This window comes from Lysobacter sp. N42, from assembly GCF_004344885.1.
In genome coordinates this window covers 14,018-29,243 of sequence record NZ_SKFB01000004.1, presented here as the reverse complement: position 1 = coordinate 29,243, position 15,226 = coordinate 14,018, and the positions used below count along the sequence as shown (strand labels likewise).

The following is a 15,226-nucleotide window of genomic DNA, read 5'->3' as shown; positions in this document are numbered from 1 at the left end:
AACTATGACTCGGGCGCCACCCTAACGGATCAATATGACAGGCTTATGACAAATAAAAACGGCTCCCGAAGGAGCCGCTTGATATTTACTTTATGTACTTACTTCCGTATTAGAAGTTGTACTTAACTCCTACACGGATTTCCCAAAGTGATGGGCCAGTTTCACGACGTTGTCCGCCAGGAGCGAAGAACTCGTTGAACTGATACGTGTTGTTATCAAGTACTTCCACGTCTACCACGTCTTGCATTTGTGGGAAACCTGCTTGATACATTACGCCCCAGTCATCATTGATAAGGTTTGTAAGGTTGTTCACTACTAAGAACGCTTCAGCTGAATGACCTTCCATTAAGCCCGGTAGTTCTTGTGTAATTTTTAGATCAACCTTAGTCCACCAATCGCTGTAATAAGCGTTACGCTCTGCGATTCCACCAGCATATTTGCCAAGACCTGAGCTGTTCACGAACGCGAAGAATGCGTCAGTGTCGAAGTCTGGACCGAATACAACGTTCGCATCGTCAGCACCTGTTGGCACGTATAGTAGGTGACGATCGAAACCGATGTCGCCTAAGATTTGACCAGAGAACGTGTAGCTGTATGGACGACCTTTGTTATGCGTACCCACTAAGCTGAAGCGAGTTTCGTAACCACTGAAGAACTCCGCTGCATAGCTAGCACGGAACGTGAAGCGATGCGGGATTTCGTAGTTAGAAGTCGCCAAAGATGGGTTATGCGGGTCTGAAGTCGCAAACGTAGTGTGGTTTGAGTAAGCCACAGAACTTGTCATTGGGTTAGCGTCTTCCGCTTCAGTGTAAGCGTAAGCGATTGCCCAGTCGAAGCCCCAGTCATAAGAACGGCTTAATGATGTAGATAGAGTCATTGACATACCGTCGCTAGACGCGTTGCCAAGAATCAAGTCTTCACCCCAGTTTGGATCGATACGTTCGTAAACTGGACGACCGTCAAACATTGTACCCGTAACTTCCATCGCAGCGTTGTATACGATTACAGAGTCTTGCTTCTTGGTGTAGATGAAGTCTGCATTCGCAACATAACCACTGTCGAATGTGTATGTACCACCTAATGCGAATTTCCACTCGCTAGGCGTTTTGAAGTTCGGATCTAGTGTGTTTACCGCACTGTTCGCCGCGCCGTTCGCAATTTGGTCAACAAGTGACTGCGGAGGATTAGCGATTGGCGTGCCGTCACCACTAATTGGCTGGTCGAATAAGCTGTTGCCGCTGCGGTCTTGTAATTGGATAAGTGTAATACCGTCGTTTTGATAGCCATTCGCTACCCATACGTTCGGGTTACCACCAGAGTACAAGCCGATACCACCACGAACTTCTAACTGGTCAGTTGCTCTCCAGTTAAAGCCGAAACGTGGTTGAAGCAAGCTCTCGCCATCGAAGTTCTGCGCATTTGAGTAACCATAACGGTCGATAAAGTTTTGGTTCTCAGCAGGTAGGTCGCTACTGTCATACCAGTCATAACGAAGACCGAAAGTAAAAGTTGCGTCCCAATCGTAGTGATAGTACTCGTCCTGTACATAGAACGTGTTGATGCTGTAGCCGAATTCAGCAGCAGCGTCACGTGGGTTCAATGTACCAGCCGCGTTACCGTAGTAAATACGCGCAGGAGTACCGTTGCGGAAGTCATCGATAGAGTTAAAGCGATACTCACCAATACTGTGCTGAACGAACATGTTGAATACGTCTAGTTCTTCAGTTTCATAACCTACGCTGAACGAGTGGTCTTCCCACTGATACGTTGCAGACAAGTTGATGAACTTAGAGTCGTAGCTCAAGTCGTTTGATTGACGAGAATCGTCTACACCTAAGTAAACAGTTGCACGAGAAGCTGCGTCTGCACCCGGTAAAGTGTTGGTAGTAGTGATTTGAACTTCACCAAAACCACCTGGGCCTGCGTTCGCTTGCGTGTTGTCTACAGAAGAGCTACCTACACGAACTTCAGTGAATAAGTTTGGTGTCCAGTCTGAGAACAACTGGAATACATACGACTCAAGTTCAGTTGAGCGATTATAGTAGTGATCGCTGAACTCATACTCGTCGTTGTCGCCGTCAGATTGACGAAGGTTACCACCGTCGTTGTAGTTATAAGTTGCTGATAAACGATGGTAATCATTGATATACCAGTCTAACTTAAGCAACATTTTCTCGTCTTCTACAGGAGAAGTAGAGATTGGGTCACCAACTTGGTAGCCGTATACGTCACGAGCGATTTGAGCGATTTCGTCAAGCTGAGCTTGAGTAACACCCGCAACCTGAGTACCTGCAGAAGAGTCTGCTGGGCCACGGCTGAAGCTGTCTACGCCTTCAAACTTCTCGTAAGCTGCGAAGAAGAACAATTTGTCTTCAACCAATGCGCCACCCACGTTAAAGCCGTAGCGTTCTTCAGTGTAATCACCGTTGTCGAAGCTATCGCCTTCAAGTGAGTCGCCACTTAGCGAGTCGCTTGTGTAGTCGAAGAATACAGAACCAAAGAAGTCGTTAGAACCCGACTTAGTTACTGCGTTGATGTTACATGCAGTGAAGTTACCGTAGCGTGTGTCGAAAGGAGCAAACTCTACAGCAACCTGTTGAATTGCGTCATAAGAGAACGGGATACGCTCTGTCGGATAACCGTTTGAGTTCAAACCGAAGTTATCGTTCATGCGAACACCGTCAACCGTTAACGAGTTATAACGTGGGTGCGCACCACCACACTGTACTGCATCGCCGAAGCTTTCGTCGATGTAGATACGTGGGTCAATACGAATCACGTCTTTAAGGTCACGGTTAATTGCAGGGGCATTATCTAAGTCAGACTGAGAGAAGATAGCCGCTGGACTGTTACGACCCGCCATCAAGTCAGGTGTGCGAGACGCAGTCACTGAGATGGTTTCGTAAGTTTGCGCTTGCAAAGTCGATACGATGTTTTGCGTGTCACCGAGTGTTAAGTAAACATTCTCGATAAGGTCTTGCGCACCATTTGGCCCTTCAACCACGATGGTGTATGGTCCGCCAACAGCTAAACCACGCGCGCTAAAACCGCCGCTTTCGTTTGTTGTAAATGTACGAATTGAGCCTGTGCGAGTGTCAATCAGTTGGATTGTTGCATTCTCAACTGCTTGACCAGACTCCATTGAGACTATGCCACGTAACGCAGAGGTTGTTTCCTGTGCCATAACAGCACCAGACATACCCAGGGTTAGCGCGACTGCCGCAGCAATGCGGGTCAGTTTCGTCTTCTTCATGCCTTTTACCTGCAAAAGTTGTGTGTGATTTGTTGTTCTAATTTCGATGAAGAGCAGACAACAAAAAACTGCTCAAACATAGAACGCTTTAATAATATGACAATTTATTGACATTTTCCTGTCATTTTTTTCATGATCATGCAGCGTTCTATGTCCGAAGTTCATCGAACTCCGATCAATAGGCTAAAACTGCACTATGACAACATTATGACAGGGAGGCTTTTAAATCAGGTCATCTAGCGATAAATGCCGACTAATCAAGCTAATGAACGCTTCGCCATAGCGAGCTAATTTAACTTGACCAACGCCAGAAACATTTAAAAACTCACCTTCAGAAGTTGGCAAAATAGTCGCCATTTCCTGTAGTGATGCGTCGCTAAATACTTGGAAGGCTTTCAATTCTTCTTCATCGGCGATCGACTTGCGAAGCGCTTTTAATTTTCTGTATAGCGCTTTGTCGTGATTTCCGCGGTCTTCAACAACCTCAGACTGAATCATGGCGTCGAGTCTAGGCTGAGCCAATGTAAGCGCAACCTCGCCTCTGAGAACAGGTCTGGCGGCTTCTGTTAATCGCAGTGCACTTTGCAAACGAATATCTTGAATCAGTAAACCACGATGAATAAGTTGCCGTATCACGGAAACCCAATGCTCTGGCTTTTTGTCTTTGCCAATAGCAAAGGTACTGATTTGGTCGTGACCATGCTGTTTAACTTTTTGCGTATGGTTACCGCGCAGCACCTCAACAACATAATTCACACCAAAATGTTGTCCGGTGCGATAAACACAGCTTAACGCTTTTTGCGCGTCTTCTGTTCCGTCATATTGTTTTGGGGGTTCAAGGCAAAGGTCGCAGTTACCACAGGTTTCTTCGCGGTATTCGTTAAAGTAGTTCAACAACACTAAACGTCTGCAGGTTTGCGCTTCGGCTAAGTGTTTCATCGCGAAAAACTTTTGCTTCTCAACCGTTAACTGCTCTGAATCGTCATTCTCATTCAGTATTTTGGTAATCCACGCGGCATCTTTCGGGTCGTACAACAGCAAAGCTTCCGCTGGAGCACCATCACGCCCGGCCCGTCCGGTTTCTTGGTAATAGGCTTCAATGCTTCGTGGAATGTCGAAGTGCACCACGAAACGCACGTTGGGTTTATTAATACCCATGCCAAAAGCAACTGTTGCCACCACCACATCTAAGTCGTCATTCATAAACTGAGTGAGGGTGCGTTGGCGCACCTCGTGCTCTAGTTTCGCGTGGTAAGGTGCTGCCTTTATGCCAGCACGCATGAGTCGTTCTGCTAATTCTTCGGTTTTCTTGCGGCTACCACAATACACAATGCCCGAAACACCGTTTTGGTTGCTTACGTAGTCTACTAGCTGCTGTTGCGCTTTAAACTTCTCTTGCACAAGATAACGAATATTGGGGCGGTCAAAAGAACCTTGCACTACACAGGGGTTATTCATCTGCAGCCGCTGTACGATGTCGTTTCGGGTCACTTCGTCGGCAGTGGCGGTTAAGGCCAAGCAAGGTACATTAGGCAACCACTGGCGAAGCTGCCCAAGCTGCCCGTACTCCGGTCGAAAATCATGACCCCATTGTGATATACAGTGCGCCTCGTCTACAGCTATCAGCGAAACAGGAAGCTCCTGTAGCCTTTCAAGGAAATGGTTTTGCAAAACGCGCTCTGGCGCCAGGTAAAGTAATTTAATTTCCCCGTCTTGTATGGATTTTAATGTGCTCAGCACATCTACAGACTGCTTACCTGAGTGTATGGCGGCAGCTGGAATACCATAAGCATTCAGTGCAGAGACTTGGTCGTCCATTAGGGAGACAAGCGGAGAGATAACCAGCGTTAAGCCATCCAGAATAAGCGCTGGAAGCTGATAGCATAGTGACTTTCCGCCACCGGTAGGCAATAGTACCTGCGTGTCTTGGCCATTAAGAATGCTAGTAATAATTTCTTGCTGACCAAAACGGAACGAGTCGAAACCAAAGACCCGAGCTAACACCGACTTTGCATGCGCTAAAGACTCGCCATCTGAGGGCAAGGTTAAAGCTTCAGTACGTTTTTCATTGTGCGCATTCTGCATGGTTTAATTACTCTTTAATACACCACGGGTGTTGATTGACTTCATCGGTGTTGCTCACTATTGTAAGCACCCCGATCACGAATAACCATGCAGCCATGTCAAATTCAGCATTAATCGCTCAAATTTCAGACTATATGAACACGCAAGTTCCATTTCAGCACATGTTGGGACTTGAAGTAACGAACTTTGACGCGACGCAATCTGAAGTGCGCTTCCGCTGGAAAGACGAACTTGTAGGAAATGCCCCTAAACGCATTTTACATGGCGGTGTAACCGCTACGGCTCTCGACACCGCCGGTGGTATAGTAGTTTTAGCCAGCGTAATTGAAAGACTTGGCGAAAACACACCTACCGATGAAGTTATCGCTCGCATGAGTAAATGCGGCACCATCGATTTGCGTGTTGACTACTTACGCCCTGGCCGAGGCGAAGAATTCATTTGTACCGCAACCATTATTAGGTCCGGTAACAAGGTGGCGGTGGCCAGAATGGAAATGCACAACGAGAACGGCGAGCTTATCGCTTTTGGTACCGGCACTTATATTGTTGGGTAAATCATTGTCGCTGAATTAAAGGCAACTCAATGACAGACGAAATTGCAAAACGCGGACGCCAAGGTGTCTTTTTCGCTATTGCGGCTTACACCATTTGGGGTATCGCCCCAGTGTATTTTAAAGCTGTCGCTCACGTTCCCGCGATCGAGATTTTAGCGCATCGTGTGTTTTGGGCATTCGCATTAGTTCTTGTGCTTATTGTCTTAACTAAAAAGTTGGCGCGTGTACGTGCTGTTCTAAAGTCGCCAAAACATCTCGCCATTCTTAGCCTTGCCACAGTGTTTATTGCATTTAACTGGTTTATGTTTATTTGGGCTGTAGCGAATAATTACATGTTAGACGCCAGCTTAGGTTATTTCATTAACCCGTTATTAAATGTTGCAATTGGCATGATTTTCTTTGCCGAGCGACTGCGTAAGCTTCAGCTTGTTGCGGTAGCCATGGCAATTGTAGGCGTAACCATTCAAATTGTTACCTTCGGCTCAGTGCCATGGGTTGCATTAGCGTTAGCAGGTTCTTTTGCAACCTACGGCGCGCTTCGTAAAAAGCTCCCCGTAGACTCGCTAACAGGCTTATGGCTAGAGGTGACTATATTACTGCCTGTAATGGCTTTCTATTTCTTCAATTACGCAGAAAGTAGCGCCAGCAACATGATGCTGAATACTTGGCAACTCAATGTTCTGCTTATTATGGCGGGGGTCATTACAACCGTGCCGTTGCTTTGCTTTACGGCTGCAGCACAGCGTTTAAGATATTCAACTTTGGGCTTTTTCCAATACATCGGCCCAAGTTTGATGTTTATTTTAGCCACTGTGTTTTATGGCGAGTCGCTTACGGCAGACAAAATGGTCACGTTCGCCATTATTTGGAGCGCTCTCGTTATTTATAGTGTTGACGCCGTTAAAACGCACCGTCAAGTACGCAAAGCCGCGAAAAGTAAACCTAGTCCAGAGGCGTGAGCTTAGCGTAAGCCACAACTAACCATTTGCTGCCCGCATTATTGAAGTTAATCTGAATTCGACTTTGCGGGCCAGATCCTTCGTAGTTCAGCACTGTGCCCTCACCGAATTTACTATGCAGCACACGCTGCCCCAAACGAAAGCCGGTTTCCACAAAGCTTTCGTGCGAAGCACCGGTATGAAAACGACTTCGTGTTGCTGTTGGCGTTTCTACGCGGGTTTGTGTTCTTACTTCTTGCACACTTTCGGGCGGTAGTTCAGCAATAAAGCGACTTGGACGATGGTAATTCACTTGCCCGTATAACCTGCGGCTCTCTGCGTAAGTAAGTACCAACTGCTCCATGGCACGAGTAATACCCACATAGCAAAGCCTGCGCTCTTCCTCTAGCCGGCCAGACTCGGCAGTAGACTGCTGAGAAGGGAATGTGCCTTCTTCCATGCCAGTCAGAAACACAAGCTTAAATTCCAAACCCTTCGCACTATGCAATGTCATCAACTGAACTGCATCTTGGTGTTCGTCGGCTTGCTCCTCACCAGCTTCAAGCGCAGCATGCGCAAGAAACTCAGCTAATGGCGTCATGCCTTCTTCACCGGTAGGTACAAACGTTTCCGTTGCACTCACTAGCTCTTTCAAGTTATCTACGCGGGTTTCTGCCTTGTCGCTTTTTTCAGCTTGGTACATGGCAAGCAAGCCACTGCCATGCAAAACGGTATCGGTTTGTTTGGAGAGTGAGCTACTTTCTGTTTGCTCGTCGAGCAGCTCGATCATTTCCACAAATGAATTTAATGCGTTTTTAGCACGGCCTGTGAGTAGAGACTCACTTATCATGGCTTTCGCAGCAAACCAAAGTGGCTTGTTCATATCGCGAGCTTTTTCTCGGACAAGCCCCATCGTGCGCTCACCCACGCCCCGCGTTGGCGTGTTTACGACTCGTTCAAAAGCTGCGTCATCGTTACGGTTTGCGATTAACCTTAAATAGCCAAGCGCGTCACGAATTTCTTGGCGGTCAAAGAATCGTAACCCACCATAAATTCGATACGGTAGTTGTGCGTATAGTAAACCTTCCTCCAGTACTCGCGACTGGGCATTATTTCTGTACAGCAGCGCTACATCACTTAAAGCTCCGCCTTGCTCTTGCCATTGTGTAATACGAGACACAATGTAACGCGACTCTTCTTGCTCGTTGAATGCTGCGTATAAAGAAATAGGCGAACCTTCGCTATCTTCAGTCCACAACTCTTTCCCTAAACGGCCCGCGTTGTTTTCTATAACTGCGTTGGCTGCATTCAAAATGGTGCTGGTGGAACGGTAATTCTGTTCTAAACGAATAGTCTCAGCACTGGGGAAATCTCTTAGGAAGTGCTGTAGGTTTTCAACTTGCGCCCCGCGCCAACCATAAATGGATTGGTCGTCGTCACCTACAATGGTGACATAGTTTTGAGCGCCAGCAAGCAGCTGCACCCAGGCATATTGAATTTGGTTGGTGTCTTGGAACTCGTCCACTAAAACATGGCGGAAGCGTCGTTGGTAATGTTCGCGCACATACTTATTGTCGCGCAGCAGTTCGTGAGCACGCAGTAACAATTCAGCGAAATCTACGAGTCCAGCTCGGTCACACGCATCTTGGTAGGCCTTATAAATTTCTTTGTGCGTTTTCTCGGAAATATCGAATGCGTCGATATGATCTGGCCGCAAACCTTCGTCTTTTTTGCCATTGATATACCAAGACGCCTGCTTTGCTGGCCATTGTTTCTCGTCTAAGTTCAACGCTTTAATGGTTCGTTTAAGCAAACGCTGCTGGTCGTCGCTGTCTAGGATCTGGAAGTTCTGAGGCAAACCCGCGTCTTGGTAATGAGCACGTAACAAACGATGAGCAAGTCCGTGGAAAGTACCAATCCACATTTTGCGAATGTCTCGACCCAACAGTTTCTCGACCCGAGCACGCATTTCCGCTGCTGCTTTATTGGTAAAGGTAACCGCCATAATAGACATCGGCGAATACTGCATAACTTGAATCAACCACGCGATCCGGTGCACTAGCACACGCGTTTTACCACTACCTGCGCCAGCCAGTACCAGCATGTGGCGCTCGTCTGCGCTTACCGCGTCGCGTTGTTTGTCGTTTAAGCCGTCAAGTAAATGCGAAACGTCCATGCAAGGTCCTGTTCGTTGGTTAATGGGGCAAGTCTACTGGCCTTTAACTGTATATGCAACCAGTGGTTCTTGGTGGTTAAGAAGGTAAAATATGGTCGAGCTGACGTACATCTTGAATGCTAGCGTGGGGTAACCAAACTGGCGTCTGCAATGAATCGTTTGGCGAATACCACACAGCTTGAGCACCAAAAGAAAGCGCACCAAATACATCGCTAATCGGGTGGTCACCAATATGCAGCATCTCAGAAGGATGCTTAAGCTCTAGATGGTCAAAAGCGGCCTGAAAAAGGTCCGAATAAGGCTTACCCCGGTGTTCGTCGCTTGGCTGAAATGCGCCAACGAAATAGTCGCCTAAGCCAATACGGTGGATATCTGCATTGCCGTTGCTCACAGCAACAAGTGGATATTTAGCCGCTAAGCTAGCCAACATAGCGTGAACTTCAGCGTCAATATCCACCTCGTTACGTGCTACTAAAAAAACCTCCATAGCCTCTTTAGCGCCCTGCTCAGCATTATTCACTCCACATTGAGAAAGGCCTTTTTCAAGTGTAGCTAGGCGTAATGCGGTCATATTACTGGCCAGTTCAGCGTCTTCAGCTGCCACTTGATCACGAAGAGCGCGCCATGCTTTTACGTCGAATGCTGAAGTTTGCGGCCACTTTTGGGCAATAAACTGTGCTACATGTTGCTCCGCACGCTTCATCACCGGCACGTTCTCGTACAGGGTATCGTCTAAGTCGAAACTAATTGCTTTAACTGGGGAGAGTCTGCGGTGATACTGCCAAGCCATGTGCTTACCTTTCATTTCAATAAGTCAGTACATTCTATCACTCGCAGTTTAGTGATTGAACTGAACCGTTACTTCTTCTTAGCTCTTGGGTGCGCGTCGTCGTAGACCTTGGAAAGGTGCTCAAAGTCGAGCTGGGTATAAATTTGCGTCGTGCTTAAATTAGCGTGCCCCAAAAGTTCTTGCACGGCACGTAAATCTCTACTCGACTCAAGTACATGCGTGGCAAAACTATGACGTAACTTATGCGGGTGAACGTTGTCTGGAATGCCTTGTTTTTGCGCCCAGTAGCGCAGCCGGTCTTGAATTGAACGTACGCTCATGCGCTTTTGTTGCTTACTTAGAAACAACGCATCTTGCGAAGCAGCACCTGGCCAAGTTTTTCTAATGGCTATCCACTTCTCAATAGCTTGGGTAGCCACTCGACCTACCGGAACGATACGGGTTTTTCTCCCTTTACCCACAACGCGAAGCTCTTGGTCTTTATTGATGTCGTTCACATTTAAGCTCTCGAGTTCAGACAGCCGCAATCCGCTACTGTAAAACAGTTCAAATATCGCCAAATCGCGAACAGCGAGTGGGTCGTCTGAAGGTATGTCGAGCAACTTCATCATGCTATCGACATCTAAGTTTCTAGGTAAGCGTTTCCCGGCTTTAGGGGCTTTAACTTGCTTTGCCGGGTTGCATTGAAGTTTATTGTGCTTCAATAAATCTTCGCAGAACGTACGCAATGCGGAGAGACGTTGCTGGGTAGTTGAAGGGCTTGCTCCGTCCCTACGCCACAACAAAACTAGCTTTTCCACAAGCTTGGGCGTGAGTGAGCTCCAAGACTTCAACCCTAATGTTTCGAGCTGATCGGCGCAAAGTGAGAGTTGGCGACGATAACTTGCCACACTATGGGCAGCATATCCTCGCACCTGTTCAAGGTAGTCGAGGAATGCGTCAACGTCGCTTTGTAACATGGTTTATGCCTGTGCTTTCAACACGCGCGGTAAAATAACACCAAGCAATGCTTGTAGCTGGGTAATTAACAGATAGTCCATGTCTGGGTCGAAATGGGCAGGGTCTTTACTACCAAAAGCAAGCATACCCAGTTCTTGGTTTTGACCTAACAATACCAACGCTACAGACTCAACTGGCTCGTCGCGGAATAATAACTTCTGCTCGTCGTGCGTTAGTCGTCCTAAATAAACTGAATGTCCTTGGAAACGCTTACTTAAGAGTTGCTTGTGGGTGTCGGAAGCGAATGTATATTGCTCGGGTAAATCTACGGGGCTGTCAAAAAACTTCAAGCTTAATTCAGGTAGAGCAAGCTGCTCTTGAAACGTTTTCTTTAGGCTTTCCAATACGTCGTCTAATGTTTCGCAATGCAACAAATCAACGTAAAGCGCACTATAACCTTTAAAAATCTGTTCGTTGCGGCGAGCATTACCCATAAGTACGGTAATTTCGTCTTGTAACGCGCCAATTTGCTCACGCAGAATACGCTGCTGGCGTTCTACTAAACTCACCGAGCCAGACTGTTGGTGGCGCATGTTCAAACGCACCAGAACGTCTGGGTGGCGGTCAAAGAAGTCTGGATTTTGCTCGAGGTAGTCCATCACTAGCGTTTCGTCGACGCTGTCTTCGGTAAGCTCTACTGCCGCAGATTTATGCTCATTCATAATAATAATTGTCCGTCATAAACATGTTCAGCAGGTCCCTTCATCCAAACTGGATTACCAGACTCCCACTCTATAACGAGGCTACCACCTGGCAAATGAATTGTCGCCGGTGATGTTAATTTTTCTTGAAGTATACCCCACACTGCCGCAGCGCAAGCACCCGTTCCGCATGCTAGTGTTTCGCCCACACCGCGTTCAAATACCCTAAGCTGCGCTTGGCTTTTATCGGTCAGCTGGAGAAAACCTACGTTAGCCCCTTCAGGGAAGCGGTCATGATGAGTAAGTAAACTTCCAACCTCATCAACAGGCGCATTATTCACGTCGTCTACCAACATCACGCAATGAGGGTTTCCCATGCTAATTGCACCGCATAAATAGGTTTGCTCTTCCGCTCTTAAAATATAGGTAACTTCTTCTTTGTTCGCTTTAAACGGAACAGACTGAGGGCTTAACTTAGGCGCCCCCATATTCACACTGACTAATCCGTCTGGCTCCAGTTTCACTTCAATATTACCGCCTTTAGTAGAAACTGAAATCTTGTTTTTGTTGGTGAGACCTTTCATGCGTACGAAGCGCCCGAAACAACGCGCACCATTGCCGCATTGCTCCACTTCGTGACCGTCGGCGTTGAATATTCTGTAATGAAAATCGACGTCTGGATCGTACGGCGGCTCAACTAGCAGCAATTGGTCGAACCCGACACCACGATTACGATCCGCCAGTTGTCTGATTTGCTCGGGATTAAAAAAGACATTCTGGGTGACTGCGTCTACCACCATGAAGTCATTACCTAACCCGTGCATTTTTGAAAAATAAGTCTGCATGAATACCGTTCCGTTGCCGCTACCTTTAACTTAAAGCTATCTCAGCTTAAGGCAATAACGACTCTGTCTTCCATAAATCTTCTTGTGTTTCTCGCGCTCGAATAACAAAGCTCTGATCGCCGTCGACTAATACCTCAGGCGGCCTAGGTCTTGAGTTATAGTTTGAACTCATTACAAATCCATAGGCACCAGCATTCTTAATGGCGAGAATGTCTCCTGGTTGAGCCGCAAGCGTTCTATTCTGGCCAAAAAAGTCGCCGGTTTCACACACAGGCCCGACAATGTCTCCGGTAACCTGTTCACTATTTTCAGGCGCTACATTCACAATATCATGCCATGCTTGATACAAAGACGGGCGAATTAAGTCGTTCATTCCACCGTCCACCATAATAAAGTGCTTGTTTCCATTAGCTTTTAAAGACGTAACTTGGGTAAGCATCACCCCAGCATTAGAAACAATGGCTCGACCCGGCTCTAAAAACAAAGACAACTGAGGGTGTGACTCAAGCTTCTTCAGCATGCCTTGTATATAGTCACCCACTTGCGGTGGCGTTTCATTTTGGTAACACACGCCCAAACCGCCGCCCATATCGAGGTGCTTAATTTGAATACCTGCTTGTTCAAGCTCATCAACCAGCGCCAGCATTCGGTCCATAGCGTCTAAAAATGGCTGAAGCTCTGTAATTTGTGAACCAATATGGCAATCTACACCCGTAATTTCCAACCCGTCTAAAGTGGCAGCATGGCGATAGGTAGCTACGGCTTCATGCATAGGAATACCGAATTTGTTCTTTTCTAAACCCGTTGCGATGTATGGATGGGTTTTCGCATCTACGTCTGGGTTCACCCGCAAAGAAATGGGAGCTTTTACTCTCATTTGGCTGGCAATACGATGAATTTGATTGAGCTCTGCCAAGCTTTCCACATTAAACTGCCCAATACCTATACGAAGCGCTTCACTGATCTCTGCATCCGATTTCGCAACGCCCGAAAAGACAATTTTATGAGGCTCTCCGCCAGCTTTGAGTACCCGCGCGATTTCTCCACCAGAAACCACGTCGAAGCCCGCTCCCAAACGCGCAAGAATTTGCAACACTGCAAGATTGCTATTTGCTTTGACCGCGTAGTGGGCACGATGAGGCGCAGGTAAATGTTCCGTAAAAGCCCGCCAATTGCGTTCGATAACAGCTTTGGAATAAACATAAAGAGGGGTGCCGTGTGTGGCGGCAAGCTTTAATAGTGGTGTATTTTCAGCATAGAGCTGCCCATTATGCGGGTAAAATCCTGACATCTTATTCTGATTACCTAACCTGTGAGCTTTCCGACGGTGCTTCCGGAGTATTTTGCGGCGCCTCTTCTGGCAAATACAAAGGGCCTTTTTGTCCACACCCTGCAAGCCAAATGACCGTCGCAAATATTGCCAATGTTCTACTCGTGCGTTTTATCATAAGTCACGTTACACTAAGCATTAAAAGAGCTTTATAATCGCATTCATGGGGGCATTTGTCACCTTTGAAAGGTTGTGAATATTCGCTGTTTCTGCAAATTTTGATTGAGGTTCTTTATGTCGCAAACATTGTTGAAAAAAAGCATGTTGTCGGCTTTTCTTACATGCTTCATGCTTTCCAGTACTTTGACTTGGGCGCAAAGCGACGACGGCGTGTGGAATAAAGAGCATATTGCTCGAGCAGTGCTTACCTCTGACATTCAAAACCTAGAGCCTGTAGACACACTAGGCGAACAGCTTATACATCCGGGAAGCGCGAACTATCGGCTACGCTTTTTCAACCAAGTTGTTGAGCAACAAGGCTTAACGCTCACGCACTTGTGGTTTTACGAAAACAATCTCGTTGCCGAAGTTGAGTTACCCATCGGTAGCTCAAACTGGCGTACTTATTCGTCGAAGCTGATTCGCCCCTCAGACACAGGCAACTGGCGTATTCTGGTCGTGAACAGCGAGCAGGAAATGCTGATGGAATACAATTTTACCGTAGTAGGAAACGAATGACCGAATCGAAAACACTTCGCATTGCAACGCGAAAAAGTGCCCTTGCGTTATGGCAAGCCGAACACATAAAAGCTGAACTAGAACGTATCCACTCGGGCTTAAGCGTGGAGCTTGTACCCATGAGCACGCGCGGCGACGTAATACTAGACACTCCACTTGCTAAAATTGGCGGTAAAGGGCTGTTCGTAAAGGAACTTGAAACCGCAATGCTAGAAGGGCGTGCAGACATAGCCGTACACAGCATGAAAGACGTACCGGTAGCCTTCCCTGAAGGTTTAGAATTATGCACTATTTGTGTTCGTGAAGACCCTCGTGATGCGTTTGTTTCAAACCAATTCGAGTCGTTAAAAGATCTTCCTGAAGGTGCAGTAGTGGGAACATGTAGTCTGCGCCGACGTTGCCAAATTGCAGCTCGCTACCCTCACCTACAAATAAAAGATTTGCGAGGTAACGTACAAACAAGGTTAAGAAAGTTAGACGATGGAGAGTTCGATGCCATTGTATTGGCAGCGTCGGGATTGATTCGACTTGAACTTGCCAACCGCATTACTTCTTTTTTGTCGGTTGAAGACTCTCTTCCTGCAAATGGTCAAGGCGCGCTGGGCATCGAATGCAGAAGCGACGATGACACAGTAAAGGCTTTGCTTGAACCTCTTTCAGATCTTGAAACAACCTTGTGCGTAAAAGCAGAACGAGCAATGAACAGAACCCTACAAGGCGGTTGCCAAGTACCCATTGGCGCGTTCGCTGAACTGCACGGTGAAGAGTTGTGGTTGCGTGGTTTGGTGGGAAGCCCTGCAGGTGACAAATTAATTCGAGCCGAGCTTAAAGGTAAAGCGCAAGACGCAGAAACCATTGGCGTTAAAGTTGCTGAAGATTTGCTGCAGCAAGGTGCAGGGGAAATACTCGAAGCGGTTTACCAATCCGGAGCCTAAAT

The 15,226-nt window shown here is 47.1% G+C and carries 13 protein-coding genes; 4 read left to right on the top strand and 9 right to left on the bottom strand.

Translation table 11 applies throughout. The features are described from left to right. Positions 1-109 precede the first annotated feature (109 nt). Positions 110-3,253 carry a TonB-dependent receptor gene (locus tag EYQ95_RS09510; protein ID WP_111915970.1) on the bottom strand — a complete coding sequence of 1,048 codons (3,144 nt, stop codon included), beginning with the start codon at positions 3,251-3,253 and terminating at the stop codon, positions 110-112. Between the two features lie 222 nt (positions 3,254-3,475). Further along, positions 3,476-5,338 (bottom strand): DNA helicase RecQ, encoded by a 1,863-nt coding sequence (gene recQ, locus EYQ95_RS09505; protein WP_111915971.1) that lies wholly within the window; start codon positions 5,336-5,338, stop codon positions 3,476-3,478. A gap of 95 nt (positions 5,339-5,433) precedes the next feature. Here recQ and EYQ95_RS09500 point away from each other — a divergent pair, with 95 nt between their 5' ends. Continuing rightward, positions 5,434-5,892 (top strand): thioesterase family protein, encoded by a 459-nt coding sequence (locus EYQ95_RS09500; RefSeq protein ID WP_111915972.1) that lies wholly within the window; start codon positions 5,434-5,436, stop codon positions 5,890-5,892. A 29-nt stretch (positions 5,893-5,921) separates the two neighbouring features. Next, entirely contained in the window at positions 5,922-6,851 is a 930-nt protein-coding gene (gene rarD, locus EYQ95_RS09495) for an EamA family transporter RarD (RefSeq protein ID WP_111915973.1), read from the top strand. Here the strand turns inward: rarD and uvrD are convergent. From uvrD to EYQ95_RS09460, 7 genes are all read right to left on the bottom strand, one after another. Continuing rightward, positions 6,835-9,006, bottom strand: coding sequence for a DNA helicase II (uvrD, locus tag EYQ95_RS09490; protein WP_111915974.1), 2,172 nt, complete (start codon positions 9,004-9,006; stop codon positions 6,835-6,837). The two genes, rarD and uvrD, sit on opposite strands and share 17 nt — an antisense overlap. A gap of 76 nt (positions 9,007-9,082) precedes the next feature. Then, positions 9,083-9,796, bottom strand: coding sequence for an HAD-IA family hydrolase (locus EYQ95_RS09485; protein ID WP_165831989.1), 714 nt, complete (start codon positions 9,794-9,796; stop codon positions 9,083-9,085). 68 nt (positions 9,797-9,864) lie between these two features. Continuing rightward, entirely contained in the window at positions 9,865-10,755 is an 891-nt protein-coding gene (locus tag EYQ95_RS09480) for a tyrosine recombinase XerC (protein WP_111915976.1), read from the bottom strand. A gap of 3 nt (positions 10,756-10,758) precedes the next feature. Beyond that, on the bottom strand, positions 10,759-11,457 hold the full coding sequence (locus EYQ95_RS09475) for a DUF484 family protein (RefSeq protein WP_111915977.1): 699 nt from the start codon (positions 11,455-11,457) through the stop codon (positions 10,759-10,761). Next, on the bottom strand, positions 11,454-12,281 hold the full coding sequence (gene dapF / locus EYQ95_RS09470; RefSeq protein WP_111915978.1) for a diaminopimelate epimerase: 828 nt from the start codon (positions 12,279-12,281) through the stop codon (positions 11,454-11,456). The genes EYQ95_RS09475 and dapF overlap by 4 nt, the downstream gene beginning before the upstream one ends. A 46-nt stretch (positions 12,282-12,327) precedes the next feature. Then, complete coding sequence (lysA, locus tag EYQ95_RS09465; RefSeq protein ID WP_111915979.1) at positions 12,328-13,572, bottom strand: diaminopimelate decarboxylase; 1,245 nt, start codon at positions 13,570-13,572, stop codon at positions 12,328-12,330. Positions 13,573-13,582: 10 nt separating this feature from the next. After that, on the bottom strand, positions 13,583-13,729 hold the full coding sequence (locus EYQ95_RS09460; RefSeq protein ID WP_207801107.1) for a lipoprotein: 147 nt from the start codon (positions 13,727-13,729) through the stop codon (positions 13,583-13,585). A gap of 116 nt (positions 13,730-13,845) precedes the next feature. Between EYQ95_RS09460 and EYQ95_RS09455 the strand changes: the two genes are divergently transcribed. Together EYQ95_RS09455 and hemC are read left to right on the top strand one after the other, a co-directional pair. Continuing rightward, positions 13,846-14,289 carry a DUF2914 domain-containing protein gene (locus EYQ95_RS09455; protein ID WP_111915980.1) on the top strand — a complete coding sequence of 148 codons (444 nt, stop codon included), beginning with the start codon at positions 13,846-13,848 and terminating at the stop codon, positions 14,287-14,289. Next, positions 14,286-15,224 (top strand): hydroxymethylbilane synthase, encoded by a 939-nt coding sequence (hemC, locus tag EYQ95_RS09450; protein ID WP_111915981.1) that lies wholly within the window; start codon positions 14,286-14,288, stop codon positions 15,222-15,224. Before EYQ95_RS09455 ends, hemC begins: the two co-directional genes overlap by 4 nt. Positions 15,225-15,226 lie beyond the last annotated feature (2 nt).